This is a genomic window from Rhizobium sp. 768_B6_N1_8 (genome assembly GCF_051811225.1).
Classification (GTDB): Bacteria; Pseudomonadota; Alphaproteobacteria; order Rhizobiales; family Rhizobiaceae; genus Rhizobium.
In genome coordinates this window covers 562,766-589,289 of the sequence record NZ_JBPWPV010000001.1, presented here as the reverse complement: position 1 = coordinate 589,289, position 26,524 = coordinate 562,766, and the positions used below count along the sequence as shown (strand labels likewise).

31 protein-coding genes and 1 tRNA gene are annotated in these 26,524 nt (G+C 61.2%); 14 read left to right on the top strand and 18 right to left on the bottom strand.

The window, feature by feature from the left end; genetic code table 11:
* Window positions 1-43: 43 nt before the first annotated feature.
* Both AB8B33_RS02920 and AB8B33_RS02915 read right to left on the bottom strand, forming a co-directional pair.
* The gene (locus tag AB8B33_RS02920) at window positions 44-325 is read right to left on the bottom strand and encodes a YiaA/YiaB family inner membrane protein (protein ID WP_008529123.1); all 282 of its coding nucleotides are present in this window, start codon (window positions 323-325) and stop codon (window positions 44-46) included.
* 34 nt (window positions 326-359) lie between these two features.
* Window positions 360-1,046, bottom strand: coding sequence for a PspA/IM30 family protein (locus AB8B33_RS02915; protein WP_439014289.1), 687 nt, complete (start codon window positions 1,044-1,046; stop codon window positions 360-362).
* 111 nt (window positions 1,047-1,157) lie between these two features.
* Here AB8B33_RS02915 and AB8B33_RS02910 point away from each other — a divergent pair, with 111 nt between their 5' ends.
* Window positions 1,158-1,760 carry a TetR/AcrR family transcriptional regulator gene (locus tag AB8B33_RS02910; protein ID WP_439014288.1) on the top strand — a complete coding sequence of 201 codons (603 nt, stop codon included), beginning with the start codon at window positions 1,158-1,160 and terminating at the stop codon, window positions 1,758-1,760.
* 19 nt (window positions 1,761-1,779) lie between these two features.
* Here the strand turns inward: AB8B33_RS02910 and AB8B33_RS02905 are convergent.
* Window positions 1,780-1,854: transfer RNA gene (locus AB8B33_RS02905), tRNA-Gln, on the bottom strand.
* 158 nt (window positions 1,855-2,012) lie between these two features.
* On the opposite strand from AB8B33_RS02905, the gene AB8B33_RS02900 reads away from it, so the two are divergent.
* Genes AB8B33_RS02900 through AB8B33_RS02890 form a run of 3 tightly spaced genes read left to right on the top strand, consistent with a single transcriptional unit; the run spans window position 2,013 to window position 3,684 of the window.
* Entirely contained in the window at window positions 2,013-2,309 is a 297-nt protein-coding gene (locus AB8B33_RS02900) for a cupin domain-containing protein (RefSeq protein WP_037105544.1), read from the top strand.
* Between the two features lie 2 nt (window positions 2,310-2,311).
* The gene (locus tag AB8B33_RS02895) at window positions 2,312-3,226 is read left to right on the top strand and encodes an MBL fold metallo-hydrolase (RefSeq protein ID WP_439014287.1); all 915 of its coding nucleotides are present in this window, start codon (window positions 2,312-2,314) and stop codon (window positions 3,224-3,226) included.
* A gap of 2 nt (window positions 3,227-3,228) precedes the next feature.
* Complete coding sequence (locus AB8B33_RS02890; protein ID WP_439014286.1) at window positions 3,229-3,684, top strand: thiol-disulfide oxidoreductase DCC family protein; 456 nt, start codon at window positions 3,229-3,231, stop codon at window positions 3,682-3,684.
* A gap of 156 nt (window positions 3,685-3,840) precedes the next feature.
* Here AB8B33_RS02890 and AB8B33_RS02885 read toward each other — a convergent pair whose 3' ends face one another.
* Entirely contained in the window at window positions 3,841-4,746 is a 906-nt protein-coding gene (locus tag AB8B33_RS02885; RefSeq protein WP_439014285.1) for a DUF1499 domain-containing protein, read from the bottom strand.
* 226 nt (window positions 4,747-4,972) lie between these two features.
* Here AB8B33_RS02885 and AB8B33_RS02880 point away from each other — a divergent pair, with 226 nt between their 5' ends.
* Window positions 4,973-5,362, top strand: coding sequence for a hypothetical protein (locus AB8B33_RS02880; RefSeq protein ID WP_113323114.1), 390 nt, complete (start codon window positions 4,973-4,975; stop codon window positions 5,360-5,362).
* Window positions 5,363-5,468: 106 nt separating this feature from the next.
* On the opposite strand, the gene AB8B33_RS02875 is transcribed toward AB8B33_RS02880, so the two are convergent.
* The gene (locus tag AB8B33_RS02875) at window positions 5,469-5,714 is read right to left on the bottom strand and encodes a hypothetical protein (protein ID WP_025669523.1); all 246 of its coding nucleotides are present in this window, start codon (window positions 5,712-5,714) and stop codon (window positions 5,469-5,471) included.
* A gap of 109 nt (window positions 5,715-5,823) precedes the next feature.
* On the opposite strand from AB8B33_RS02875, the gene AB8B33_RS02870 reads away from it, so the two are divergent.
* Window positions 5,824-6,021 (top strand): hypothetical protein, encoded by a 198-nt coding sequence (locus AB8B33_RS02870; protein ID WP_439014284.1) that lies wholly within the window; start codon window positions 5,824-5,826, stop codon window positions 6,019-6,021.
* Window positions 6,022-6,094: 73 nt separating this feature from the next.
* Entirely contained in the window at window positions 6,095-6,370 is a 276-nt protein-coding gene (locus AB8B33_RS02865) for a hypothetical protein (RefSeq protein WP_037105558.1), read from the top strand.
* On the opposite strand, the gene ppdK is transcribed toward AB8B33_RS02865, so the two are convergent.
* From ppdK to AB8B33_RS02835, 6 genes are all read right to left on the bottom strand, one after another.
* A complete protein-coding gene (gene ppdK, locus AB8B33_RS02860) occupies window positions 6,364-9,030 on the bottom strand; it encodes a pyruvate, phosphate dikinase (RefSeq protein ID WP_113323112.1) in 2,667 nt (888 codons plus the stop codon). The genes AB8B33_RS02865 and ppdK overlap by 7 nt on opposite strands.
* 441 nt (window positions 9,031-9,471) lie before the next feature.
* Window positions 9,472-12,930, bottom strand: coding sequence for a chromosome segregation SMC family protein (locus tag AB8B33_RS02855; protein WP_439014283.1), 3,459 nt, complete (start codon window positions 12,928-12,930; stop codon window positions 9,472-9,474).
* Between the two features lie 78 nt (window positions 12,931-13,008).
* Entirely contained in the window at window positions 13,009-13,707 is a 699-nt protein-coding gene (locus tag AB8B33_RS02850; protein WP_439014282.1) for a DsbA family protein, read from the bottom strand.
* Between the two features lie 137 nt (window positions 13,708-13,844).
* Window positions 13,845-14,171: a type II toxin-antitoxin system RelE/ParE family toxin gene (locus tag AB8B33_RS02845; RefSeq protein ID WP_439014281.1), complete on the bottom strand. Its 327-nt coding sequence runs from the start codon at window positions 14,169-14,171 to the stop codon at window positions 13,845-13,847.
* Window positions 14,134-14,409, bottom strand: coding sequence for a type II toxin-antitoxin system ParD family antitoxin (locus tag AB8B33_RS02840; protein WP_439014280.1), 276 nt, complete (start codon window positions 14,407-14,409; stop codon window positions 14,134-14,136). The genes AB8B33_RS02845 and AB8B33_RS02840 overlap by 38 nt, the downstream gene beginning before the upstream one ends.
* Before the next feature lie 69 nt (window positions 14,410-14,478).
* The gene (locus AB8B33_RS02835) at window positions 14,479-14,967 is read right to left on the bottom strand and encodes a DUF721 domain-containing protein (protein WP_007818063.1); all 489 of its coding nucleotides are present in this window, start codon (window positions 14,965-14,967) and stop codon (window positions 14,479-14,481) included.
* A gap of 97 nt (window positions 14,968-15,064) precedes the next feature.
* Between AB8B33_RS02835 and mutY the strand changes: the two genes are divergently transcribed.
* Genes mutY through AB8B33_RS02820 form a run of 3 tightly spaced genes read left to right on the top strand, consistent with a single transcriptional unit; the run spans window position 15,065 to window position 17,142 of the window.
* Window positions 15,065-16,156, top strand: coding sequence for an A/G-specific adenine glycosylase (gene mutY / locus AB8B33_RS02830; RefSeq protein ID WP_439014279.1), 1,092 nt, complete (start codon window positions 15,065-15,067; stop codon window positions 16,154-16,156).
* A gap of 2 nt (window positions 16,157-16,158) precedes the next feature.
* Complete coding sequence (locus AB8B33_RS02825) at window positions 16,159-16,773, top strand: HAD family hydrolase (protein WP_439014278.1); 615 nt, start codon at window positions 16,159-16,161, stop codon at window positions 16,771-16,773.
* A gap of 3 nt (window positions 16,774-16,776) precedes the next feature.
* Window positions 16,777-17,142, top strand: coding sequence for a nuclear transport factor 2 family protein (locus AB8B33_RS02820; RefSeq protein WP_007818057.1), 366 nt, complete (start codon window positions 16,777-16,779; stop codon window positions 17,140-17,142).
* Between the two features lie 124 nt (window positions 17,143-17,266).
* Here the strand turns inward: AB8B33_RS02820 and AB8B33_RS02815 are convergent, their stop codons facing one another.
* The 3 genes from AB8B33_RS02815 to AB8B33_RS02805 form a co-directional block, all read right to left on the bottom strand.
* Window positions 17,267-18,397, bottom strand: coding sequence for a site-specific DNA-methyltransferase (locus AB8B33_RS02815; protein WP_439014276.1), 1,131 nt, complete (start codon window positions 18,395-18,397; stop codon window positions 17,267-17,269).
* A gap of 149 nt (window positions 18,398-18,546) precedes the next feature.
* Window positions 18,547-18,906, bottom strand: coding sequence for an antibiotic biosynthesis monooxygenase family protein (locus AB8B33_RS02810; RefSeq protein ID WP_113323104.1), 360 nt, complete (start codon window positions 18,904-18,906; stop codon window positions 18,547-18,549).
* The gene (locus tag AB8B33_RS02805; protein WP_113323103.1) at window positions 18,903-19,232 is read right to left on the bottom strand and encodes an NIPSNAP family protein; all 330 of its coding nucleotides are present in this window, start codon (window positions 19,230-19,232) and stop codon (window positions 18,903-18,905) included. The genes AB8B33_RS02810 and AB8B33_RS02805 overlap by 4 nt, the downstream gene beginning before the upstream one ends.
* A gap of 72 nt (window positions 19,233-19,304) precedes the next feature.
* Here AB8B33_RS02805 and AB8B33_RS02800 point away from each other — a divergent pair, with 72 nt between their 5' ends.
* Entirely contained in the window at window positions 19,305-19,991 is a 687-nt protein-coding gene (locus tag AB8B33_RS02800) for an ArsR/SmtB family transcription factor (protein ID WP_113323102.1), read from the top strand.
* Here the strand turns inward: AB8B33_RS02800 and AB8B33_RS02795 are convergent.
* The 3 genes from AB8B33_RS02795 to AB8B33_RS02785 form a co-directional block, all read right to left on the bottom strand.
* Window positions 19,988-20,413 (bottom strand): DUF1284 domain-containing protein, encoded by a 426-nt coding sequence (locus AB8B33_RS02795; protein ID WP_439014275.1) that lies wholly within the window; start codon window positions 20,411-20,413, stop codon window positions 19,988-19,990. The two genes, AB8B33_RS02800 and AB8B33_RS02795, sit on opposite strands and share 4 nt — an antisense overlap.
* Window positions 20,410-21,000 carry a biotin transporter BioY gene (locus AB8B33_RS02790; RefSeq protein WP_439014274.1) on the bottom strand — a complete coding sequence of 197 codons (591 nt, stop codon included), beginning with the start codon at window positions 20,998-21,000 and terminating at the stop codon, window positions 20,410-20,412. Before AB8B33_RS02790 ends, AB8B33_RS02795 begins: the two co-directional genes overlap by 4 nt.
* Window positions 21,001-21,191: 191 nt before the next feature.
* The gene (locus AB8B33_RS02785) at window positions 21,192-21,860 is read right to left on the bottom strand and encodes a GntR family transcriptional regulator (protein WP_113323099.1); all 669 of its coding nucleotides are present in this window, start codon (window positions 21,858-21,860) and stop codon (window positions 21,192-21,194) included.
* 159 nt (window positions 21,861-22,019) lie between these two features.
* Here AB8B33_RS02785 and AB8B33_RS02780 point away from each other — a divergent pair, with 159 nt between their 5' ends.
* On the top strand, window positions 22,020-22,709 hold the full coding sequence (locus tag AB8B33_RS02780; RefSeq protein WP_113323098.1) for an HAD-IA family hydrolase: 690 nt from the start codon (window positions 22,020-22,022) through the stop codon (window positions 22,707-22,709).
* Window positions 22,710-22,840: 131 nt separating this feature from the next.
* Here the strand turns inward: AB8B33_RS02780 and AB8B33_RS02775 are convergent, their stop codons facing one another.
* Window positions 22,841-23,527: a hypothetical protein gene (locus AB8B33_RS02775; protein ID WP_439017176.1), complete on the bottom strand. Its 687-nt coding sequence runs from the start codon at window positions 23,525-23,527 to the stop codon at window positions 22,841-22,843.
* 264 nt (window positions 23,528-23,791) lie between these two features.
* Between AB8B33_RS02775 and thrC the strand changes: the two genes are divergently transcribed.
* Both thrC and AB8B33_RS02765 read left to right on the top strand, forming a co-directional pair.
* Window positions 23,792-25,192: a threonine synthase gene (gene thrC, locus AB8B33_RS02770; RefSeq protein ID WP_439014273.1), complete on the top strand. Its 1,401-nt coding sequence runs from the start codon at window positions 23,792-23,794 to the stop codon at window positions 25,190-25,192.
* A gap of 27 nt (window positions 25,193-25,219) precedes the next feature.
* A complete protein-coding gene (locus AB8B33_RS02765) occupies window positions 25,220-26,518 on the top strand; it encodes a M16 family metallopeptidase (RefSeq protein ID WP_113323095.1) in 1,299 nt (432 codons plus the stop codon).
* Window positions 26,519-26,524 lie beyond the last annotated feature (6 nt).

The window sequence follows — 26,524 nt, the reverse complement described above, 5'->3', positions numbered from 1 at the left end:
AAAGTTGAGCGCGATAACAACTCTATGGTGTAGTTAAAGAAGATCAATCTTCACCGTTACGATTGAACTTGACGAGCAGCTTCTCCGTGCGAGCGTCTTCGACCTTGCGGATCAGCTTTTCGGATTCGGCATTGTCGCGCAGTGTCTTGGTGATATTCACCGTCGTCTGGACCAGCATCAGAATGCCCATCGCCAGATAGCCTTTGCCCCAGAGATCGAGCGGCATCATATAGAGGCCGAGAGCCAGCATGAAGGCTGCTGCACCGAAAGAGATGTAGGAGAAGCTGACCCAGCTGGCGGAATGTTTCTGGAAACTATCGTTCATTGTCGTGATTCCCTCAGGTTTGATGATGTGAAGTTTAAGCGGCGGGGTTGATGCGGCTGCGCAGGCGAGCGAGCACGTCATCGGCGGAGGAGCGCAGCGGCGCGCCGCATCCGGCATTGGCAAGCTTCTCGATGATGCCGGCGGGAGCAGTTGATGTCTCCATCGCCTTCAGGGCCGAGGCCGTCATCTCATTCTGGTTCTGGCGGATGCGAAGGCGCGCAAGGGTCTCCTCCGCATCGTCAAGCGTCGCAAGACCTGGACCGGCCACGGTGACATCGAGCTTCTGCGCCTCTTCGGTGGCGCGGGCCAGGCGCTCGCCACGCTGGAGTTCCTGCAGCCGCGTTTCTGAGACGCGGACAATTCCCTTCAGTTTGTCGATTGCAGTGGTGAACTGGGCCTGGGCCTTTTCGGATTGATCGCGCTCGGCTTCAAGATAGGCGATCGCTTCGGCGGCCTGCCGGGCCAGTCCTTCATTACCCTTGGCAAGTGCAGCGGAGGCGCGGGTTTCGAGATCGTCGATCCGGGAGATGATCGTTGCGTGCTGGATCCGCTCCTGCTCGTTTTGGGCAATGGCGATCGCCACACTGCGACGGGCCGACTGGATCGATTGTGCGGCATCGCGAATCTGCTGGGCGAGCAGAGGCACGGCATTGCGGTCCGCGAGGGCCTGTTCGGCATCGTGAGCCCTGCCCCGCAGCAAAGTCGAAATCAGTTTGAACATTTCCTTCCTCCGGTTTATGAACGTTGTTCAAGAGTTGGGTTATGGCAGAATCGTGAACGGTGTTCAAGAATAATTTTGAACACCGTTCACAAAATCGAAGCGAGATAGTTAATGGCCGGCAAAAGAGAAGAAAAACGCGAGGATCTGAAGGCACGGCTGATCGATGCGGCGCGAAATCGGATTGCCCAGGAAGGGCTCACCAATCTCAGGGCGCGCGACATCACGCAGGATGCCGGGTGTGCGCTCGGTGGGCTCTATACGGTCTTCGCCGATCTCTCCGAACTCGTCATCCACGTGAACTCCACAACGCTAAAGGCGCTCGAGGCAAGGCTGACACTACCCGAAACCAGGGACAGGACGCCGACAGACCGGCTGCGTAAGCTGGCGCAGGGATATTTAAGTTTCGCGGTCGAAAACCGAAATCTCTGGAAGGCGCTGTTCGACCACCTTCCGCCTGAAACCAGCCCGACGCCGCAATGGCATCTCGACGAGCATCTCTTCCTGATGGACGTGATCGCCGACCCGCTTGCCGAACTGCAACCCGATATGCCGGCCGAAGACAGGGCCATCCGCGCCCGCACCCTGTTCGGCGCCGTTCACGGCGTCGTCAGCATCAGTCTCGAAGGCCGCTTCGTCGGCCTGCCCCCCGAGCGTCTTGCGCGCGAGGTAGATGAGCTTGTGCTGACTATTGCCGCAGGGGCAGCGAACAGGTGAACGGGTTGTCCGAGAGATGTGGCTGGGGCGCCTGGATTCGAACCAGGGGATGGCGGTACCAAAAACCGCTGCCTTACCGCTTGGCTACGCCCCACCAGAGCTGAAGCGAATGCCGCTTCGCCAAAACGTGGCCTGATTAGCAAAGGACTGTCTGCGCCACAATCACTAAGTTCACTGCGACGTCATATTTGTATGCGCTGTGACGTCGGCATGGTAGGACTTCAAGCATCGACACAGCCAATGGAGATACCGTTGAGCCAATATCGCGCCCGTCCGCCGGCGCTTGCGACGCTGATCCTCGATGATGCCGTCGTGCGCATCACGCAGTGGGATTTCGAGCCGGGTGCCGATACCGGCGTTCATACACATGGGTTCGGCTACGTGGTCGTGCCGATGACCGACTGCCAGTTCCTGATCGAGGATGCCGAGGGAAGCCGGCGGGTGGATATCGCCAAGGGCGCTGCCTATCGCCGCGAGGCCGGCACCGAGCACAATGTCGTCAATGCGGGCGACCAGCCCATGTCCTTCATCGAGATCGAATATAAATAGACATGTCCGGCGCGAACTTCGATCTTTTCTTCGATCCGGCTTACGGCCGGGCGGTTCCGGTCACAGCTGACATCCAGCGCCTGACGGCGAATAATCCGAGCCCTTTCACCTTCCGCGGCACGAACAGCTATATCGTCGGCGGCACATCGGTTGCCGTTATCGATCCGGGGCCGGAGGATGAGGTGCATTTCGAAGCGTTGATGGCAGCACTTTCCGGCCGGCAGGTGACGCATATTTTCGTCAGCCACACCCATCGGGACCACTCGCCGCTCGCAAAACGGCTGAAGGAAAAAACGGGAGCGCTGACGGTCGGCGAAGGACCCCACCGTCCGTCGCGGCCGCTGCGCGAGGGCGAGATCAACCCCTTTGCGGAAAGTTCCGATATGGATTTCGTGCCCGACATCGCCATCGGCGACAGAGAGACGATTTCGGGCGATGGCTGGGCGCTGACGGGGGTGCTGACGCCCGGCCACACTGCCAATCATGCGGCCTTCGCGCTTGAGGGCAGTGGCATCCTGTTTTCGGCCGACCATGTGATGGCCTGGGCAACGACGATCGTGGCCCCGCCGGATGGCTCCATGGCCGACTATATGGCCTCGCTCGACAAGCTGATCGCCCGTGAGGACAGCCTGCTGCTGCCCGGCCACGGAGGGCCGGTGACGTCGCCTGCGCCTTTCCTGCGCGCGCTGAAGACGCATCGGCGCCTGCGGGAGCGCTCTATCATCGAGCGCATCCGGGCGGGGGACAGCACCATCCCTAGGATGGTCGAGGTGATATACCGCGATACCGATAAGCGGCTGCATGGTGCGGCAGCCCTTTCGGTGCTGGCACATATCGAGGACCTGATGGAGCGCGGCGAGGTAACAGCCGACAGGCCGCCTTCCCTCGTTGCGCATTATCGATTGGCAGGAGGCTGAGGATGGCGGCGCATTCGGATTACAGCTATCGCGGCGACCCTTCCGTACCCGCTTTCGCGGACGACAGGCCGCTGATCCTCTTCGATGGCGAATGTGTCTTCTGCTCCGGCTGGGTGCAGTTCCTGCTGAAGCGGGATAGGGAAAAACGCTACCGCTTCATCGTGGCCCAGACACCGCTCGGCGAAGCGCTCTACCGGCATTACGGGCTGGAGACGCGGGACTACGAGACCAACCTACTGCTCGACAGGGGTCGCGCCTATTACAAATCCGATGCCACGATCCGTATGCTGGAGGGGCTCGGCATGCCTTGGGCTCTGGCAGGAATGTTGCGGATCGTGCCGCGGCGAATTGCGGATGTCGCCTATGGCTTAGTTGCGCGGAACAGGCTGAGGATAGCGGGGCGGCGGGAGAGTTGCATGGTGCCGACGGCTGAGGTGCGGGAGCGGTTTCTGGGGTAGATTTGGCGGTTACGGCTCTTCGTATTTTATCGGATAGTTTTGCGATAAGGGCGTTTTACTGTGCCTCACCGTATCCCGGCCCTGCGCATGGCTCCGGGCGTTCGGTCTTGCAATCGATTCACTGGATCGATTGCTGCTGCTCCGCAGCACCAGACCTCACCCACCCGCAATACCCAGAAGTTCTGAATCGAGGGCACCAAGATATTGCTCGGCCTCTTCGGCGCTGAAGCCGAGGTCGTGCTGGCCATAGCGGGAGGCAACGCGCACGTCGACGAAGGTGGTTTCGGCCTCTTCGCGCAGACGGATGATGAAGTCGAAACGCAGACCGAGGATGAAGGTACGCGTCGTGCCCTGCAGGATCACGCCATTGGCGCCGCGGATCAGCTTCGCCACATCGTCCTCATAGGGGCGCGGCGTCGGCACGGGGATGATATCGGGCGAATCGGCGACACCGCTTTCGGGCTGCGCCGGAACGGGCCTATTTTCCAGTTCGCGGCCGGGCGTCGTGTCGCCTTCGCTTTTGGTGATGGTGATGCCGTTTTGCTTGGCGACCTTCTTGACGGCTTCGAGAACACGGTCGAGCGCGCCGTCGTAGCGGCGGCCCGTGAGTTCCGGATAGGCGACAAGCTGCCTTTCGCGGTCGGCGGATGTGAGGACGGGATCACGCGGCAGCCAGATCTGGTCTGCCTGCGGCGTCGACAGCCAGTCGGGTGCGGTGGCCGTATCCGTGGTCACGTCATAGATTGCCGGCAGAGTGAAATAGCGCTCCGCTGCAAAGGCACCGATGCCGAGCGGAAAGGCAGCGTAAATGAGTGCCGCCAGCGCATTCAACCCGCCTTCGGCACCGGTCATCCAAAGGCTGCGAAGGCCGATAGCAGCCAACAGGGTCGCGAGAATCGCGCAGCCGACGGAAACGAGCAGCACCAGAATGAGATAGGGTGTCGCCAGCCCACCGAAGCGGTGGGCGATCAGCACCGCCACCGAAAGCACAAGCGCAAACGCCCCGAAGTGCCGCGAAAAGCGGGCAGCGCTGGAAACGGGACGATCGAAACGGATGGCCATCAAACTTACCAGTTGGTCGGCAGCGATGCATCGAATGCACCTACTGCCAACGACTTTTCTAGTGCAAGATTCGTTTAAATTGAAACTCTTGTCTGAGCATTGCCGAAGCAATCCACTTCAAAGGCCAAATCAAAGAGCATACGATCTCCATAAGCTATTGCTGATATGCCGTAAAAAGGCCATTCTACCGGAGTCTCATGCACTTCCCACGAAACAGGAGAGACAGATGATCTCATCCGAGACGATGGAAAGGCCGCGAGCTTCCTCGCTTGGCGGCATCGACCGCGCCGAGCCGCTGTTGCCACTGGAACTGCTCGAACTCGAACTTTCGCTGGAAGGCTACGCCGATGGCGAAGCCGGCTTCTGCGAGGTGGTGCGCAAGGCGGCTACCGAAAGCCGTGGCGAATTTCTCTTCGACCTGCCGGCAGCGGGGCTCGTGGAGGATTGCCGGCGAATCGCGGTTCTGCGCATCCCAACATCGGACAAGAAGATGCGGGTGGTTCTGGCTCTGCTCGACCAGAACGGCACGGAAATCCGCATGCAGGCGCCCGATGAGGATACCGAACATCTGGTGCGTTTCGCCGATGCCTTCATCGAGGTTCTCGAGCGGATCTGAATTCTAAAGCGCGCCGCGGTCGCTAGGATTCGCTCGCCACGCCTTAGCTCTTTGTTTTGCGCATGTCGTTGTCGCAAAACCGCCGCACACTTTTGCGCGACATGCTTTAATCGCGGCCTGCTGCAGCTTCCGCCAACGAGCGGAAAGGAAATTTGCGGCCGCATTCGCATTTCAGCATGAATGTTTCCTGATGGACCGACGAGCGCTGCACGAAGAAGCCGCGTGGCAGCTGATCCACCTTGAAGTCGGGATTCTTGCGCTTGGCGTCGTCGATCTCGGAGGCTTCGGCAAAACCGCTATTGCCACATTGCGGACAGGTGAGTTTCTTCGAGAATCGATCGCGGATCGCCATGGTGCTCTTTCCAGTGCTGCTGTCTTTGCTCTTACATAGGAACGCATGGCAACGAAAGTGGAACCAAGCATGCATCCTGCCGTTCCTTCCTCAGTGAAGGAGGCGAATCATGCCGAAAAGAGATCCGATTCAGACGCCCGGCGCAAAGGCGCCGCTTGGCCCGCAACCGACCCCTGATATTCCTGACCGCATTCAGGAAAAACCGCCGCTGGCGCCGGCACAGGACCCGAGCGACACGAAGAAGCCGGAAGGCCGGCCGCTTGACCCGGCGCTGCTGCCGATTGGCGATCCAGCGGGCGCGGCTTGATATCACAGTCAGGTTGACGGCGCCTGGCAGATGGATTTTCTTGGTCGGACATTCATGCTCAAGGAATAGACCGATGCGCCCATATGTTCTGCCGCTTCTTGCCGTTCTGGCCGCCGGGCTTGCCGCCTGCCAGACCCTGACGCCCGAGGAGCGCCGGGCACGTGACGAACAGACCTGCCTCGGCTACGGCTTCAAGCGCGGAACGGACGGCTTTGCCAACTGCCTGCAGCGCATCGATCTCGACCGCCGCGCCCAGGCCCGCTACGACAGCGACTGGGTTATGGCCGACATGGCCTATAATCTGAACGGTCCCTACGTTTATCCGCGCTACTATCGCTACCGTCACTGAGCGCCTGAAATCACCGCCTGCGCGGCTGCAAGCCGCGCAATCGGCACGCGAAAGGGCGAGCAGGAGACGTAGTCGAGGCCGATCGTTTCACAAAAATGGATAGAGGCGGGATCGCCGCCATGTTCACCGCAAATGCCGAGCTTCATGTCGTTTCGCGTGCGCCGGCCGCGCTCGGCAGCGATACGGATCAGCTCCCCTACTCCATCGAAATCCAAGGATATGAAGGGATCATGCTCGATGATGCCTTTGCGCTGGTAGGTCGGAATGAAGGCCGAGGCATCGTCGCGCGAAATGCCGAAGGTGGTCTGCGTCAGGTCGTTAGTGCCGAAGGAAAAGAATTCGGCTGCCTCGGCAATGACATGGGCGCGCAAAGCGGCACGCGGCAGCTCGATCATCGTGCCAACCAGATAGTCGATGCGCATCCTGGCTTCCGACATGACATCCAGTGCCACGGCATCGATCTTCGCCTTCACGTAATCGAGCTCCGAGCGCAGACCGACGAGCGGCACCATGATTTCGGGAACGACGGCCGCCCCCGTTTCCTGCGCTGCGGCAATCGCAGCCTCGAAGATGGCACGCGCCTGCATCTCGACGATTTCAGGATAGGAGATGGCAAGGCGGCAGCCGCGATGGCCAAGCATGGGATTGAATTCGTGCAGTGCGTCGACACGCTGGCGCAGGGCCGAAGGCTCCATGCCCATGGCATAGGCGACCTCGGCGATCTCCTCATCACTCTTCGGCAGGAATTCGTGCAGCGGCGGATCGAGCAGACGGATCGTTACCGGCAGGCCGTGCATGACGGTGAAGAGGCCGGTGAAATCACCCCGCTGCATGGGAAGGAGCTTGTCGAGCGCGCTGCGTCTGCCCTTCTCGTCTTCCGCCAGGATCATCTCGCGCATGACATGGATGCGCTCGCCCTCGAAGAACATATGCTCGGTGCGGCAAAGCCCAATGCCTTCGGCACCGAAGGAGCGGGCGGCACGGGCATCGGCCGGCGTGTCGGCGTTGGTGCGCACGGTCATGCGGCGGGCGCGGTCTGCCCAACCCATGATGCGGCCGAAATCGCCCGACAGTTCCGGCTGGATCATCGGCACTTCACCCTTCAGCACCTGACCGGCGGAACCGTCGATGGTGATGATATCGCCCCTCTTCAGCGTCACACCAATGCCTATCAACCGTTCATTGCGGGCGTCGATACGCATGGTGCCGGCGCCGACGACGCAGGGGATGCCCATGCCGCGAGCAACGACGGCGGCGTGGCTGGTCATGCCGCCGCGCGTGGTGAGAATACCTTCTGCGGCATGCATGCCGTGAATGTCTTCCGGGCTCGTCTCGACGCGCAGCAGGATCACTTTGCGACCTTCCGACTCTGCCTCAACGGCCTCTTCCGACGTGAAGACAATCTCGCCGGTGGCCGCCCCCGGCGAGGCCGGCAAGCCGGAGCCGATCACCTGGCGGGTGACGCGCGGATCGATGGTCGGATGCAGGAGCTGGTCGAGTGACGATGGCTCGATGCGCAGGACGGCTTCGTCCTCGGTGATGACACCTTCGTCCACCATGTCGACGGCGATCTTCATGGCTGCCCGTGTCGAGCGCTTGCCGGAGCGTGTCTGCAGCATCCAGAGCTTGCCGCGCTCGATTGTGAATTCGATGTCCTGCATATCGCGGTAATGAGCTTCGAGCTCGTTGCAGATGCGGCCGAACTCGGCAAAGGCTTCCGGCATCAGCTTTTCCATCGAGGGCTTTTCGGAACCTGAGGCTATACGCCCCTCCTCGGTGATGCTCTGCGGCGTGCGGATACCGGCGACGACGTCTTCACCCTGTGCATTAACGAGGAACTCGCCGTAAAGCAGCTTCTGCCCAGTCGAGGGATTGCGCGTGAAAGCGACACCCGTGGCAGACGCATTGCCGAGATTGCCGAAAACCATCGCCTGGATGTTGACCGCCGTGCCCCAGGCTTCCGGAATATTGTGAAGCTGGCGGTATGTAACGGCGCGTGCGCTCATCCAGCTGGAAAACACCGCGCCGACAGCGCCCCAGAGTTGTATCGCGGGATCCTGCGGGAAAGCCTCATCCAGCTCTTCCTCGATCAGCGCCTTGTAGAGCGAAACGACATGCTGCCATTCGGAAGCGTTGAGTTCGGTATCGAACTCGTGGCCGAGGCGCCCCTTCTCATCCTCGAGGATTTCCTCGAAAAGGTCATTGCCGAGCCCCATGACGACATCGGCATACATCTGGATGAAGCGGCGATAGCTGTCCCAGGCGAAGCGCGCATCGCCGGCATCATGGCCGAGCGCCTGCACCGTCTCATCATTCAGGCCGAGGTTGAGCACCGTATCCATCATGCCCGGCATGGAAACACGGGCGCCTGAGCGAACGGAGAGCAAAAGAGGCTGGTTGCCCGCACCGAAACGGCGGCCGGTGATCTCCTCGATACCCGCAATGCCCGCGAGCACCTGCTCCTTCAGTGCCCGATCAATCTTGCGGCCGTTCTTGTAATAGGTGCTGCAGGCTTCGCTGACGATGGTGAGGCCAGGAGGAACCGGGAGGCCGAGGCTGCACATTTCGGCAAGATTGGCGCCCTTGCCGCCAAGGATCTCCTTGTCTCGCGCCCGGCCTTCAGCCTGCCCGTTGCCGAACGTATAGACCCACTTGGTCATCTTCCCCCCAACACCATTTCGGAGACCAGCTTAATCCCTTGGTGTTGAAATGAAAATCGACAAATGCGGCGAAATGTTGCGCCGCACAATAAATCCCTAACAGGATGCAAGATCAAACGATTGAAACTGATGAGGCGCAGCGAAGGCGCACAAAAAAAGCTTTGCGGGACTGCAACAACGGTCCCGCAAAGCCTTGTTTCCGTCCGGCCAGGAAAACCGGACGGGGGGTCCACTTATGCCTTGTGATCTTCGGGGCCGATCCCCAACCCGAAGACAGCATTGCAAATTCAACAGATCACAACGACCGATTGCTACTTATCCGTAACGGCGCGGTTGCGATAAAACAACTTCTAATGCAATGCGCGCAAAAGAGCATCACCCAAATGGGGTACGTACCCGATGTCAGGGTGACCTTTTTTGGTCTTTAATTAAAATGCGGCCTCAAGCCGTCTCACGGAGACGCTCTGCGGTCTGCAGATCGACCGAGACAAGTTGAGAAACACCCTGCTCCGCCATCGTGACACCAAAGAGGCGATTCATGCGGGCCATGGTGATGGGGTTGTGGGTAATGATGACGAATCGGGTCTCGGTGGAGGCCGCCATCTCGTCCATCAGATTGCAGTAGCGCTCGACATTGTGGTCGTCGAGCGGTGCATCCACCTCGTCCAGCACGCAGATCGGCGCAGGATTGGTGAGGAAGACGGCGAAGATCAAAGCCATTGCCGTCAGCGCCTGTTCGCCGCCCGAGAGCAGCGTCATGGTCTGTGGCTTCTTGCCGGGCGGGCGGGCAAGAATTTCGAGACCAGCTTCCAGCGGATCGTCGGATTCGATCAGTTGCAATTCCGCTGTGCCACCGCCGAAGAGATGGGTGAAGAGGCGCTGGAATTGGGCGTTGACGACATCGAAGGCGGCGATCAGGCGCTCACGGCCTTCGCGGTTCAGGCTCTGGATCGCGCCGCGCAGCTTGCGGATGGCATCTATGACGTCGTCACGTTCCTTGATAAGCGCTTCCAGCTTCTCGCTGAGTTCCTTCTGCTCCTCGTCGGCGCGCAGGTTGACGGCGCCCAAACGTTCGCGCTCGATCCGCAGCCGCTCCACCTCGCGTTCGACCTCGCGCGGATCCGGCAGCGTCTGCAGTCCCGGCCGGTCGGCAAGGCGCATCGCCTCATGGGGCTGCACATTCAGCGTTTCACGAATGCGCTGTTCGCTCTCCTGCCGTTTCTCGCGTGCGGAGACGAGGCGCTCCTCAGCGCGGCCGCGGCGTTCGCGGCTTTCGGCAAGTTCGGAGAGCGCCATCGCCGCCTTGTGGTCGACATCGCGCTGCAGAAGCTCGGCCTGCGCCAGGAGATCGGCAGCGCCGCGACGGGCTTCCTCGGCTTTCTGCAGCTCCGTCAGCAAGGCGCGACGCTTGTCGTCAAATTCATCAGGCGCCATTTCGAGTTCGGCTGCTTCCTCGCGGGCCTCCTCCTCGCGCTCACGCAGCGTGGCGATGTGATCCTCAGCACTTGCAGCGCGCTGGCGCCAGGTTTCGCGCTCCTGGCCGATGGCGAAGATGCGGCGCTGGCGGGCGTCGTTCTCGCGATTCAGGCTCTCGTGGCGGGCGCGGGCTTCAGCAAGGGCACCGCGGTCCGTCGCGACCTCGGCCTGCTGAAAGCGCAGCCGTTCGTCGAGCGCGGTCAAGTCCGGCGCATCCTCCAGTTCGATACGGGCATTTTCTTCCTGAACGGCAACATCCTCGAGCTGCGCCTGCAACTGGCTGACGGCTTCGGCAATGACATCGCGGCGGCGGATGAGATCACCGGAGGCGCGCTCGGCAGCGGCAAGCGCATCTCGCGCCTCGGCCAGATGGCGGGCGGACAAGCGGCTCATATCGCGGGCTCCGGTGAGCCTGCGCTCCTCCTCGCGAATGGTATCGGCGGCGGCGGCAAGACGCTCCTCAGCCTCGGCCAGAACATCGCGGGCAAGCTCCGCCTCGCCTTCCAGCTCGGCAAGGCGGTTCTTCTGGGCAAGGCGCAAGGCTGCAGCACTCGGCGCGTCCGCGCCGGCGACATGGCCATCCCAGCGATAGACGGCGCCGTCCTTGGTCACCAGGCGCTGGCCGGCTTTGAGTTCCCTCACCAGACGCGGCGCGTCGGCATCAGCCACCAGACCGATCTGGCGCAGGCGGCGGATCAGCGCGGCAGGTGCGCGGACATGGTTCAGCAGGGGCTCAGCGCCAGCGGGAAGCGCTGGATCACCAGAGCCATCGCCGTTTTCCGACCAGTGGGCAGGCGCATTCGGATCGAGCGGGGATTCGAGATCGTCTCCGAGTGCGGCACCGAGCGCCGTCTCGAAACCGCGATCGACCTTCAGCTCTTCGGCAACCGGCGGAAATTCGCCTGCCGCAGCACCTGCCAGCATGCGCTGGATGGTACGGGCTTCCGTTTCCAGCGCGTTGAGCTTGCTGCGTGCCTGCTCAACGGGAGTACGGGAAAGCGCTTCGGTCTCGCGCGCCCTGGCAAGCGCCTGCTCGACGGACTGGATTGTCGTCTCGGCCTCGGCCAGGGCGACTTCGCCTGCCTCGACCACGGCCCGCTTCTCGTCCGGGTCGGGCAGCGTCGCCATCTTCTGCTCGATGCCGGCGAGTTCGCGATTAGCATCGTCCATCTGGCGTTCGAGCCGCAGCTTGCGATCAGCGAGGTCGCGAATGGCGCGTTCCAACTGATTGCGTCCGGCAGCAGCTTCAGCGCGCTCTGCAGTCAGGGTGGTGAAGATACGCTCACTGTCGGCGAGTTTGGCGGCGGCCTCTTCGAAAGCCTGCTGCGTCTCTTCGGCATAACGGCCGGAATCGGCCAGAATTTCAGCAATATCGGCCTCTTCGGCGTCGAGTCTTGCCAGGATCGTGGCGTTGTCGGCGACAAGCCGCTCCTCGCGCCTGATGTCTTCGGCAAGTTGCGCCAGGCGGCGAGTGAGTTCATCGCGGCGCCGCAGGATGCGGTTGGCATCCTCTTCGAGCTGGCTGCGGGCGATCTGCAGGCGCTGGAGTGCGGCAGCCGCTCTCGCCTCGCCTTCGCGCAGTTCGGGCAGCTTCAGGGCGGCGATGCCCTGGTTCTTTGCCGCATCCATCTGGATCTGCGCCTTCCCGGCGACAGCGACGGTTGCCTGGTTGAGCGCGCTGTCGGCCTCGGCTTCGGCCTCTTTCGCCTGCACCCAGCGGATATGCAAGAGCATTGCCTCGCGGGCGCGGATATCGGCAGAGAGCGTCTTGAAGCGGTTTGCCTGGCGGGCCTGGCGCTTCAGGCTCTCGATTTGGCTTTCAAGCTGCGAGGTGACGTCGTCCAGCCGCTCCAGATTGCTTTCGGCGGCACGCAGGCGAAGCTCGGCCTCGTGGCGGCGGGAGTGCAGGCCGGAAATGCCGGCGGCTTCTTCCAGCAACTGGCGGCGGGCCTGCGGTTTTGCGGCGATCAGCTCGCCGATGCGCCCCTGCCCGACCATGGAAGGAGAGCGGGCGCCGGTGGAGGCATCGGCAAAGAGCAGTTGCACATCCTTGGCCCGGCTTTCCTTGCCGTTGATGCGATAGATCGATCCCTGCTCGCGCTCGATGCGGCGGGTGACCTGGATTTCATCGCTGTCGTTGAAGGCGGCCGGCGCCGTGCGCTCGCCATTGTCGAGATAGAGCGCGACTTCGGCAGTGTTCCGCGCCGGGCGGTTTCCCGAGCCGGAAAAGATCACGTCGTCCATGCCGGACGCGCGCATATTCTTGTAGGAATTCTCGCCCATGACCCAGCGCAGGGCTTCCACGAGATTGGACTTGCCGCAACCGTTCGGCCCGACCACGCCCGTCAGCCCGCGCTCGATGAAGAATTCGGTCGGTTCGACGAAGGATTTGAAGCCGACAAGGCGGAGCTTGTTGAACTTCATGCCCCAGCCTCACGCTGCACATATGAAAAAACGGGCGCACGGCTTTCGCCGTCGCCCGCCTTTGCAAAACGGTACGGATCAGAGGAGGCTGTCGATGAGGGCCGACATGGTGTCAACCGGCATGTCTCCAGAGTAGCGCTTGCCATTGATGAGGAACGTCGGCGTGGCATTGACGCCGAAGTCCTTGGAACCGCGTTCCCGCGTGGCATTCACTTCATCCAGCAGTTTCTGGTTCGTCAAGCACTTCGTGAAGCTATCCTCAGTAAATCCGGCAAGCTTCGACATTTGCAGCAGCGCTGCGCGGCCGTCATCGGCGGCAGCCCAGACCTGCTGCTGCTTGAAGAGCATGGCGACCATCGGGAAATACTGCTCGGGCGTTGCGAGCTCTTCAGGCTTCTGCGGGTTGCAGCGGGCGAGCATGAAGGCGGCGGCAGCGCGCGGATCGAAGGGGAATTCGCGCAGGACGAACTCGACCTTGCCGGTGTCGACGTATTTCTGCTTGATCGTATCGAAGGTGGTGTTGTGGAAGTGGGCACAGTGCGGGCAGGTCATCGACATATATTCGACGATCTTGACCGGGGCATCGGTCTTGCCGAGCGCCATTTCCGGCAGCGTGCCAGGGGTCATGACCTTGGCCATGTCGACATCGCCATCCGGCTTCGGGATTTCGACGGCTGCCTGCGCCTGCGCCGTACCGTATACCGCCATGGATGCGGTTGCGGCGGCGACACCGCCCAGAAGCTGGCGTTTCGTCAGTTGCATTTCAGAGATGCGCATGGGTTCCCCATAAACAAGTGTGGCAGCTAATTGTGCGATATAACGGCCAGAAGCCGCGAACAAGGCACGCTTCGCCAACTTTCTTCAAAGAATTGTGACCTGCGCGAGACGAAACCGCAGATCAATGAACAAATCAATCATTCCCGGAATGCAGAAGGAGTGTTTCGCCCCGCATAAAAGAGACGGATTATCTGTATCTCACCGTTCCGCAAACGGTAGGCGATCGTAACGCGCTGTTCAAAGACCAGAATTCTGACGCCGGGCGCGAAATCATCGCGTAGCGCGCCACGCTCAGGCATTGTTTCCAGTGAGACGCAGAGGCTTCTCAGCCTGCGGACAAATTCGATAGCCCGGACCGGGCTGTCGCGGGCGATGAATTCGTATATGGCAAGAAGATCATCCTCCGCCTTTGGCCGAAAGAAGACCCTAATCGCCACTGCCGCCCACACCACCGCGTTCGGCATGGAGTTGTTCTATACGATCGAAAACCGTTTCTGCGTCGATATCCGGACGTGGATCATCGAGCGCTTCGCGAATTTTCTGCCTCATGATCTCGTTAATCGCGTCATCTTCGCGATCAAGAGCCCGCAGAGCGGCGCGCAGAACCTCGCTGGCGGAGCTGTAAGCCCCCGATTCCAGACGGCTATCGAGACTTTTCTGCTGGCTGCCGAGTGTGACCGTGATGGGCTTGCTGGTGCGCATGGCTTGACCTCGCTTCGATCTATTACAGTGTAATACACGGCGCGGATGCTGCCAACAGAATGGCGAAGGTTATTTCGGCTTTTTACCCAATACTGCCGTACCCAGACGAGCGATCGCCTGGCGCAATTTGTCGTCCTCTATGCCCTGCATCATGCCTTCCAGCTTGCGAGCGGCTTCGCCCTTCAGCGGCGGGGGCGTGCGAGAGCGTTTGACCGGCTGGTAGACCGGTTTCTGGACGATGCGGAGCTGGTGGACGGCGGCGAAGCCGAAGAAGCTGTTGATGCGCTGGATGAGTTCGCCTTGCGCGTGGGTCAGAAAAAGCGCGCGCGCACCTTCGCAGGCAACGGTCAGCACGCCGGGGCGGAAACTGCCGTCATCGCCGCCGCGGGCCCAGGCGATCTTTTCCGGCCGGGTGCAATCGGCAAAGTCCTCGCCGGCGATTTCGTCCCAGGAGCCGAGAAGCGCGCTATTGATGCCGGCACGGCGAGCCAGAACGGGATCGATGATGCCGTTCGTCAGCTCGGAAATCTGCTTCCCATCTTTGCGTGGATAACTCATCGAAACCTTGATAAGCGATAGCCATTCGAGGCCATCGGCTTGATTACGCCGCATTGCTTCGTCAAGTATAGAGCACTTCCCCCGATCGCGGCAAATAATGACGATACGCACACCGGACGCGCCGACCGCCCTCCCTCTCCTCGAATGGTACGACCGTCATCATCGCGACCTGCCCTGGCGGGTTTCGCCGCCGATGGCTGGGCGCGGCGTCAAGGCCGATCCCTATCACGTGTGGCTGTCCGAGGTGATGCTGCAGCAGACGACGGTGCAGGCGGTAAAACCCTACTTCGCCAATTTCCTGGCGAAATGGCCGTCGGTGACGGATCTCGCCGATGCGCCTGTTGAAGCGGTGATGGCCGCCTGGGCGGGGCTCGGTTATTATGCTCGGGCGCGTAATCTGAAGAAATGTGCCGAAGCCGTTGCTACCGAACATGGCGGCATCTTTCCCGACACCGAAGAGGGCCTGAAAGCCCTGCCCGGGATAGGCGACTATACGGCGGCTGCGGTTGCGGCAATTGCCTTCAACCGGCAGGCGGCCGTGATGGACGGCAATGTGGAGCGGGTGATCTCGCGGCTCTATGCCATCGCCACGCCGCTTCCAGCCGGCAAGCCGCTGATGCGCCAGAAGGTGGCGCTGCTGACGCCGGCCGATCGGCCCGGCGATTTCGCCCAGGCGATGATGGATCTCGGCGCCACCATCTGCACGCCGAAGCGACCGGCCTGTTCGCTCTGTCCCTTCAATGTATCGTGCGAGGCGCTCAGGCTGCATGATCCCGAGCAGTTTCCAGTCAAGGCCGCCAAGAAGGAAAAGCCGGTCCGGCGCGGCGCCGCCTTCGTGGCAGTCACCTCCGATGGCGATATCCTGCTTCGGCGGCGGATCGAAAGCGGCCTGCTCGGCGGCATGACGGAAATTCCGACGACAGCATGGACCGCGCGGCAGGACGGCGAGACGTCAGCCGAAGCGGCACCCTTCAAGGCTGACTGGGAGAGCGCCGGCAGCGTCACCCACGTCTTCACCCATTTCGAGCTCAGGCTTTCGATCTTCCGCGTCGCGATTGCCAATCGCCTTCAAATCGATGACGGCTGGTGGGAGCCGGTTATAAATCTTGAAGCTCAGGCGCTGCCGACTATCATGAAAAAGGCGATCGCAGCGGCTATTCCTCTCGCGTTCAAAACAGCCAAGGGATGATTATGGCAAACGACATCAAGCATATCGTTTTCGATATTGGCAAAGTTCTTATTCATTACGATCCGCATATTCCCTTCAGCCGCCTCATTCCCGATGAGGCCGAGCGCAAATGGTTTTTCGCCAACGTCTGCACGCACGACTGGAACATCGAACAGGACCGCGGTCGCACCTGGGCCGATGCCGAGGCATTGCTGATCGAGCAGCACCCGGCCCGCGAAGAGCATATCCGCGCCTTCCGCAAGAACTGGCACGAAATGGTGCCGCATGCCTATGAGGACAGCGTCGCGATCATGGAAGGCTTCATCAACGAGGGCCGGGATGTGACGATGCTGACGAACTTCGCCTCCGACACGTTCCGCGAGGCGCAGGAGCGCTTCGCCTTCCTCAAGAAGCCGCGCGGCGTGACCGTTTCCGGCGATGTCGGCCTCATCAAGCCGGATATCGCGATCTACGAAACGCATACCAAGAGCTTCGGCCTCGATCCGGCCGCGACGATCTTCATCGACGACGCGCCTGTCAATATCGAGGGTGCGAAGGCTGCCGGCTGGAATGCCGTGCTCTTTACCGGCGCCGACAAGTTGCGCGCCGATCTCGCCACCTATGGACTGAAGGCCTGAGCCATGAGCTTCGACCCTGCAGCAGCCATCGACCGTTTCCACACCGCGATCAACGATCTCGATTTTCCTGAAATCGAGAACTGGTTCGCCGAGGATGCGACTTATGTCTCCAACGGCGTCGGCAGCCTTGCCGGCCGCGCCGAGATCATGGCCGCATTCCGCCGCTACTTCGACGACTACCCGGACCAGACGGCGGAGAATTCTGTGGTCGAGACGCTGACGCCGCTCTCCGGCCGTGCCGTGTGGTCTGTTCGCGCGACCCATAGCAAGACCGGCAAGCCGCTGATCCGCGAAGGCGAGGAAACGATCACTTTCAACGAGGACGGCAAGGTTACGCGCGTCGATGTAACCGATTACCAGGAATTCTGACGCAGATCTTAGCTTTAATAGTAAGAAGCCCGGGGCCTTTCGGTCCCGGGCTTTCTTTATGCGTCTTCCGTAACTGGAGGTACAAACCGGAAGAGGCCTGGTCCTGTCCTTGCAAGGATGTTGCTCAACCCACCTTTGCAAGGTCACTGCGGATGACGGACCGCAATTCGTCGATCGCGCGCAGGGATTGCCCGTCGTCGAAGTGCCAGAAGGTCCATCCGTTGCATGCATCAAGGCCCTGCACTTTTGCGCCAAGGCGATGAATGGAGCCGGCCTCGCCGCCCGAGGCGACCGTGCCGTCGGCGCGCACCACGGCGCTGTAGCGCCGCTTGGCATCCGTCAGCACCTGGCCAGGCCTGATAAGGCCGCTTTCGACCAGCACATTGAAGGCCACGCGCACTTCGGCCTTCTTGCCGGTCATGACGGTCAGTTCCGCCTTGCCGAGCGGCTCGACGGCGGCGATGCGGGCAGAGGCCGCATCGATATAGTCCTGCTCGCGCTCGATGCCGACGAAGTGGCGGCCGAGGCGCTTGGCGACGGCGCCGGTCGTTCCCGAACCGAAGAAAGGATCGAGGATGATATCGCCAGGCTTGGACGAGGCCATGATGACGCGGGCGAGCAGCGCTTCCGGCTTCTGCGTCGGATGGGCTTTCTTGCCGTCCTCGCCCTTCAGGCGTTCGTTGCCGCTGCAAATCGGGAAGAGCCAATCGGAGCGCATCTGCACGTCGTCATTGGCGGCCTTCATGGCATCATAGTTGAAGGTATAGCCCTTGGCCTTGGCGTTCGGGCTTGCCCAGATCATTGTCTCATGGGCGTTCTGGAAACGGCGGCCCTTGAAATTCGGCATCGGGTTGGTCTTGCGCCAGACGATGTCGTTGAGGATCCAGAAGTTCAGATCCTGCAGCGTGGCGCCGACGCGGAAGATGTTGTGATAGGAGCCGATGACCCAGATCGTGCCTGATGGTTTCAGCACGCGGCGGCAGGCAAGCAGCCAGGCACGGGTGAAGGCGTCATAGGCCTCGAAGGAGGCGAACTGGTCCCACTCGTCATCGACGGCGTCGACCAGCGACTGGTCCGGCCGGTGCAGCGTGCCGCCGAGCTGGAGATTGTAGGGCGGATCCGCGAAGATGACGTCAACGGACTGGCTCGGAAGAGCCTCAAGGGCTGCAACGCAATCACCCTTGATGATCGTGTCGACCCAAGAACCCGGCTTTACGGAAGTCTTGAGGTCGGCAAGCGGAAATACAGACGCCATGTGGATACTCACTCATACGCTTTACGCTTAACTGTCCGTTATGGTTACGCAAGTTGGTTACCAAAGCCTGAAGCACCGACCCGTTTCGGGAAAATATTCCGGTTTACCTACAAGAAAAAGGCGGACACCTGGCTGCGCCCGCCCCGATTTCACTCCGCTGCCGAGGGCATGTGGACCTGCCTGCTGTCCTCAGGCGCCTCGGCGCGCTCGACCATTCCATAGTCCCTGACGACGTGGCCGATGCGCAGCCGATAATCGGCGAAAATGCCGTTGCGGCCGGCCTTTTGCGCAGCCCGATGGACTTCGAGATTGCGCCACTCACGCACCGCCTCCTCATCCCGGAAGAAGGACAGCGAGAGGATTTTGCCCCGCATCGTCAGGCTCTCGAAACGCTCGATGGAAATGAAACCGTCGATTTTTTCGAGCTCGGATCTGAGCTCACCGGCAAGGTCCAGATATCGATGGCGCTCGCCGACATAAGGGATAACTTCGAAGATGACGGCGATCATGGCAGCACCAGCTTCGCATGAGGCGCCGAAACATTCTTCAAGAAGATGCGGTCTTCCTTCAGGATGAAGCGTTCGCGACGCGCCAATTCGTAGTTTTCCCGGCCGAGCGGATCTGCAGTAAGCCGCGCGCGATAGGCCTCGTAGGCTGCGAGGCTTTCGATGTTGTAGACACCGTAAGCCGTCGTTGCCGAGCCCTCATGCGGGCCGTAATAGCCGATCAGGTCCGCGCCGTTTCTCGGGATCGCTTGTCCCCAGTTGCGGGCATATTCGGCAAAGGCATCCTTGCGGAAGGGGTCGATCTCGTAGCGGATGAAGCAGGTGATCATCGGTTTTCTCCTTTCGTGTGAGAGGAGTTTTCGCACATTGCCGTACGAGAATGCTTCGGTTACGATCGAAGTATGAAAGAAGGACCCGACATTGCGCAGATCGGCGCACTCATCGGCGATCCGGCGCGCGCCAACATGCTGGCGGCGCTGACCGGCGGTCGTGCGCTGACGGCAACCGAGCTTGCGGCGGCCGGCGGCATCACGCTGCAGACGGCCAGCACTCATCTTTCGAAGCTCGAAACCGGCGGGCTGCTGGCTCAGCGAAAACAGGGGCGGCATCGCTATTTTACACTCGCCGACGAGGCGGTGGCCCGGCTGATCGAAAGCATGATGGGTCTTGCGGCAAGCCGCGGGCATCTGCGCCACCAGCCCGGCCCGAAGGATCCGGCACTGCGCAAGGCGCGCATCTGCTATGACCATCTCGCCGGCGATTTTGGCGTGCGCATGCTGGACAGTCTGGTGGCATCGGGATCGATCGATGCCATCGGCGACGGGCTCGCAGTGACGGCCAAGGGCGAGAGCGATCTGCAATGCATCGGCATTGATGTCAGCAGCCTCAAATCCTCGCGCCGACCGCTCTGCCGCTCCTGTCTCGACTGGAGTGAACGTCGCGCCCATCTCGCCGGAAGCCTTGGCAAGGCGCTGCTTGCAAATTTCATGGAAAAGGGTTGGGCGCGGCGAATACCGGAAAGCCGCTCGGTGATCTTTTCACCCGAAGGCGAGCGGCAATTCCTGAAACTCTTTCCGCTGGAAGCCTAGCAAGGTGCCACCAGCGTATTCCTGAAATGATTATGGGCAACCGTGCTACAGAGTTCACTCCATTCGCAATCCGTGCAGGCATTGCGGATGAGGTCGGCAGCGAAGGCCCGGCGTAGTCTTTTTAGCAGGGCTTTGTCAGGAATGAGACGGGCGCCCTGCTCTACCCGCACGCCCAGGAGCCTGCCAACTGCTTCGGCGGCAGCTTCGTCCCTGGCCTTCGGACTCGGCAGGAGGCAATGCGCTGAAGCCTCGGACAGCAGGGGAGCGCAGATATCGTCGGGGCCGGAGACGATTTCGATCTCCTCTCCGGCCGAGAGACGCTCAGCGATGCGGCGGTAATTGGCGGTGAAGGCCGGCGTATAGCCCTCACCGACGAAAGTCAGCATGCAGAGCAGATGGTGGGCGCGCAGCCTGACGGTCAATGCAGCTCTGCCCGGCCGCCATAGATGCGGATGCCCTTGAGCACGGCCGCAGCGAGTGCGGACTTCAGCACGCCGCCGAGGATGAAGGGCGCGACGCCGAGCAGCCAGCCTTTTTCCGCTCCAATCAGCGAGGCGAGATAGATGCCACCAAGGGCGAGGCAGAAGATGTTTGCAGCAAGGTGAGCGGTGAAGCTTCTGATAATATTATCGCCGGTCCAGCCGCGCTCGGCGAGCCAGCCGACCATCAGCGCCATCAGCGGAAAGGCGACGAGATAACCAGCCGTCGGCCCGGCAAAGGGCGCAAGACCGCCTGAACCGTTTGCCAGTACCGGTGCGCCGAGCATGGCCTCGCCGAGCCAGGCAAGAACGGTGAGCGTGCCGAGGCGCCAGCCATAGAGCGCGCCGATCATGGTGACGGCGAATGTCTGCATGGTGATCGGCACCGGCACCATCGGCACCGAGATCTGCGAGGCAAGGGCAAGCACCAGCGTACCGGCGAGAACGAAGAGATATTTGACCGCAATCGACCGTGCGGAAAGGCGCAGCGGATCGAAAGCGATATGACGGGACTGGTCAGCGAGGGACATGAAATTCTCCTTTTCAAAATTATAGATAATTTTTGATTCCCATCTATTTGATGGCGGAGATTCTTGCGCAGCGCAAGAGCATGCGTATGGGATTCGAATGCGCTTGATCCACAAGCGGGCGCAAGCACACGCCAAAACGCCCGAAAATCAGGAAATTTCGCACGTTCTGAAATTATCTATAATTTTGGAATTTAGCCGACGATAGCAAAGGCTTCCCGCTCGCCGCCCTTCTGGGCGGGCTGCGGAGCGCGTCCGATCCACTGCACATGCTTCTGCAGAATGGCGGCAGCCTCTTCCGCCTTGCCTTGGCGAAGTGCGGCAAGAATGGCGCGATGGTCGTGATCCGTGCGCTTTTCCCAACCCGAACGCCAGGCCGAAAACAGGAAGCGGGCGCTCGCCGCATGCAGGTCGTCGATTGAGGCGAGCAGGCGCGGCATGGCGCAAGGGGTGAGGATGAGGCGATGGAAGCGGCGGTTTGCCTCCTCCCAGGCATGCACATCGGCAGCGGCATCGCCCTCGCGCGTCGCCTCTTCCGCGGCATCGAGGATGGCGGGCGTCAGGTGGCGGGTGGCGTGCTTCAGGGCGAGCACTTCGAGGGCGGCGCGCATTTCCGCCACTTCGCGCACTTCGGCAAGATCGAAGGAGGCGACACGGACACCACGGCGCGGCTCGCTGATTGCCAGCCCCTGCGCTTCGAGCCGGCGAAAGGCCTCGCGCACGGGCACATGGCTGGTCTCGAATTCTTCGGCGATATGGTCCTGCCGAAGACGGGCGCCGGGCGCGAGTTCGCCATGCACGATGCGCTCTGCAAGCACGCGGGCAATCCGCGCGGCGATGGTGTCTTCGGGTTCCCTACTCATTGTCGTTCAGTAACGAGCCCTGCAGGGCTTGTCGAGGTCATATGACAGCCGTTACGGCAAAGCCGCCCGCATGGCGCAATCCAGCCATGCCCGGTCATCGGTTGAGCTTTCGGCGGCCATCGTGTAAAGCCCCATCATCCCCAAACAAGGCATGAGTATATGGACGGCTTCGACCTCATCATCTTCGACTGCGACGGCGTTCTGGTCGATTCCGAAATCATCGCAGCGGATGTTGAATCCAAGCTGCTGACGGAAGCAGGCTATCCGATCAGCGTCGAGGAAATGAACGAGCGCTTCGCCGGTCTCACCTGGCGCGATATCCTCTTCCAAATCGAACGGGAAGCCAGCATTCCGATTTCGGCATCGCTGCTCGATCAGTCGCAGAAGCTTCTGGACATCAGGCTCGAACAGGAAGTGCAGGCCATTCCCGGCGTCGAATTCGCCGTCAGCCGCCTGTCGATGAAGCGTTGCATCTGCTCGAACTCGTCGAGCCAGCGGCTTGACATGATGCTGGGCAAGGTCGGACTGAAGAAGCTCTTCGCCCCCAATATCTTCTCCGCCAAGGATCTCGGTCCCGACCGTGCCAAGCCGAAGCCCGATATCTTCCTTCACGGCGCAAGCCAGATGGGCGTTTCGCCCTCCAGGACCGTTGTCGTCGAAGATTCCACGCATGGTGTTCATGCTGCACGCGCTGCCGGCATGCGGGTGATCGGCTTCACCGGCGGTTCGCACACCTATGCCTCGCATGCTGATAAACTGACGGATGCGGGCGCGGAGACGGTAATTTCCCGCATGAACGATCTGCCAGGCGTTGTCGCCGCATTGGCAGAGTGGGAAGGCGTGCTCTAAGGGCAGCGCCTTCGCTGCCCTAGTGCCTCCAAGAAACGGCGGCTCTTATTCACGCAACGGGTTTTTGTTTGCAGAGGCGCGCCCGCCTTCGCGAAGCCATCAGGGCTCAGCGATTGTCAGCAGCCGGCGCCTCAGCTGCTTTTCTTCTTGGAGTTTTTGACGTTCTTGGCGGGCTGATTGTCGAAGCCGACATTGACTCGGACCAGCGCGCCGGAGCCGACCGGCATCTTGATGCCCTCGTGGCGGAAGATGACCTGCGTGGCCGGCGCGCCAGCCGGGATCTGCGTCGGGAAATTGACGACTTCGGACGACAGGACGTCCTGTCCATCCAGCACCGAGATGCGGATCGGCAGCGTGACCGGGCCTGGCGTCCCGCCTGGGCCGGCAACAAGACGAAGCTGCGCCACGACGGTCATGGAGAGCGCCGTGTCGTTGAGCATGCACTGGCGGCTATAGTCGCCGAAAGATGCCTGGAAGACGACCTGCTGCGGATCACCGGTCTTCGCACCTTTCGCATAGGTGCGGTAGATCGCGTCCTGGTCACGCATGAAGATCTGCGGGCATGCACCCTGCACAACGGGCGCGACCGTTCCTTGCGCGGTAACGCCGGTGCCGATCGGAGCCTGGCTCGACGAAGGACTGGTCGGCGCGACCGGCATGATCTGGGCATTGCCGTTCGGCTGAAGCGGAGCGGGACCGCTGCTCGCACTTGCAGCTTCAGGCTTGCTATCGCCGCCGAGGCCGAGCGAATTGCAGCCGGCAAGAGCCGCAAGAAGGGATGCGGAAACGATGAGACGAGAGACCTTGCCGAGCACGATATTCCACCCCTTGCAAACGCTTTTCTTCTAGGTGCTTGCGACTTTCGCGCAAGGCCTTTCATGACAGTTGGCGATGGTCTATATCAGCGGCGCAAAGAAAAATCGATTGGGTAAGCACCGTTTTGATGCACTTTTCGGCGCCGGATGCGGGCAAGTTCAATAGGATACCTGCGGCACTGCCCCGACAGGCCGTTAAGCCCCCTCTTTTCGGCCGAACGGCAGCGTCCCGTTTGCGCGCCGAATTTCTCCAGCCATAGATCAAGGATGACGAACGTGGACTATATCTCGACCCGCGGCGAGGCCCCTTCCCTCGGCTTTTGCGACGCCCTTCTGGCGGGGCTGGCGCGCGATGGCGGGCTCTACGTTCCTCGCAAATGGCCGAGCTTTTCCAAGAAGGAAATCCGCGCGCTGCGCGGCAAGACCTATCAGGAGATCGCCTTCACCATCCTCTCGCCCTTCACCAATGGCGAAATCCCCGATGAGACCTTCCGGGCCATGATCGACGAAGCCTATGGCACCTTCCGCCATCCGGCGATCGCGCCGCTGGTACAGACCGGCCCGAACAGTTTCGTGATGGAACTTTTCCACGGCACGACGCTCGCCTTCAAGGATGTGGCGATGCAGCTTCTTGCCCGCCTGATGGATTACGCCCTGGAAAAGCGCGGCGAGCGGGCGACCATCGTCGGCGCCACCTCGGGCGACACCGGTGGCGCTGCGATCGACGCCTTTGCCGGCCGTGAGCGCACCGACATCTTCATCCTCTTCCCACATGGCAAGGTCTCGCCGGTACAGCAGCGGCAGATGACGACGTCGACATCAGGCAATGTGCATGCGCTTGCCGTCGAAGGCAATTTCGACGATTGCCAGAACCTCGTCAAAGCCATGTTCAACGACGCGGCCTTCCGCGACAAGGTGAAGCTCTCGGGCGTCAACTCGATCAACTGGGCGCGCATCATGGCCCAGATCGTCTATTATTTCACGACAGCGATCGCACTCGGCGGACCGGACCGGAAGATCTCGTTCACGGTACCGACTGGGAATTTCGGCGATATCTTCGCCGGCTATTGTGCCAAGCGCATGGGCCTGCCGATCGACAAGCTCGTCATCGCCACCAATGAGAACGATATCCTAGCGCGGACGCTGAAGACCGGCCGTTATGACATGAAAGCGGTGAAGGCCACGAGTTCGCCTTCCATGGATATCCAGATATCCTCCAACTTCGAGCGACTGCTGTTCGAGGCCTATGACCGCGACGCCTCCAAGGTTCGCGCCGCCATGGAAAGCCTCAAGCAATCCAACGGCTTCGAGATCTCGCCCGAAGCGCTGAAATTCATCAAGAAGGATTTCCGTGCCGGCCGCGCGAGCGAACGCCAGGTGGCGGAAACGATCCGCAAGACCTATGCGGAAACCGGCTATCTGCTCGATCCGCATTCGGCGATCGGCGTCTTCGTCGCCGCCAAGCGCGAAAAGCCGAATACGCCGATGGTGACGCTTGCCACCGCCCATCCGGCGAAATTCCCGGCTGCCGTAAAATCCGCCTCCGGTATTGACCCGGCGCTTCCGACGTGGCTTGCTGATGTGATGCACAGGGAGGAGCGCTTCCAGATCATCGAGCCCGAGCTCAAAGCGGTTGAAACTTTTATCGGCAAGCATGCCCGCAGCTAGATGACGGCAGGCGCAGAAAGATAGCACATGACAGTTGAGTGCACCCGGCTCAAATCCGGGCTGACAGTAGTCACACAGACCATGCCGCACCTTGAAAGCGCTGCGCTCGGAGTCTGGATCAAATCAGGTTCGCGCAACGAGACGGAAGACGAACACGGCATTGCCCACCTGCTCGAACACATGGCCTTCAAGGGAACGGCACGACGTACCGCCCGTGAGATCGCCGAGGAAATCGAGGATGTCGGCGGCGAAGTGAACGCCGCGACCTCCACCGAGACGACCTCTTATTATGCCCGCGTTCTGAAGGATCACGTGCCGCTCGCCGTCGATATCCTCGCCGATATTCTGACAGAATCCGCCTTCGAGGAAGAAGAGCTGGAGCGCGAGAAGCAGGTCATCCTGCAGGAGATCAACGCGGCCAACGACACGCCCGACGATGTCGTCTTCGACCGCTTCTCCGAGGTCGCCTATCGTGGCCAGACGCTCGGCCGGCCGATCCTCGGCACGCCGGAGACCGTCGTTTCGTTCACGCCGCAGCAGATCCGCACCTATCTCGGCCGTAACTACACGACCGACCGGATGTTCGTGGTCGCAACCGGCGCCGTCGAGCATGACGAGTTCGTGCGCATGGTCGAGGACCGCTTCGCCAGCCTGCCGACCACGCCCAACGCGCCGCCAGTCATGGAGGCTGCACGCTATATCGGCGGCAATGTGCGCGAGCCGCGCGACCTCATGGACGCGCAGATACTGCTCGGCTTCGAGGGCAAGGCCTATCATGCCCGCGATTTCTACTGCTCACAGATCCTCGCCAATATCCTCGGCGGCGGCATGTCCTCCCGCCTCTTCCAGGAAGTACGCGAGTTTCGCGGCCTCTGTTACTCCGTCTACGCTTTCCACTGGGGCTTTTCCGACACCGGCATCTTCGGCATCCATGCCGCAACCGGTGGCGAGAATCTGCCGGAGCTGGTGCCGGTCATCATCGACGAGTTGCACAAGTCGGCGGACAATATCGACCAGAAGGAAATCGAGCGCGCCCGGGCGCAGATCCGCGCCCAGCTTCTCATGGGCCAGGAAAGCCCCGCCGCCCGCGCCGGCCAGATTGCCCGGCAGATGATGCTTTATGGCCGTCCGATCTCCAATCCGGAAATGATGGAGCGGCTAGAGGGTATCACCGTCGAGCGCCTGACCGATCTTGCCGGTCGCCTTTTCTACGATACCGTCCCGACGCTTTCGGCGATCGGTCCGCTCGAGCAGCTTGCCCCGATGGAAGACATCACCGCCTCGCTTTCGGTTCCGGCACCGAAGACGAAGCAGGCAAGCCGCTGACCGACA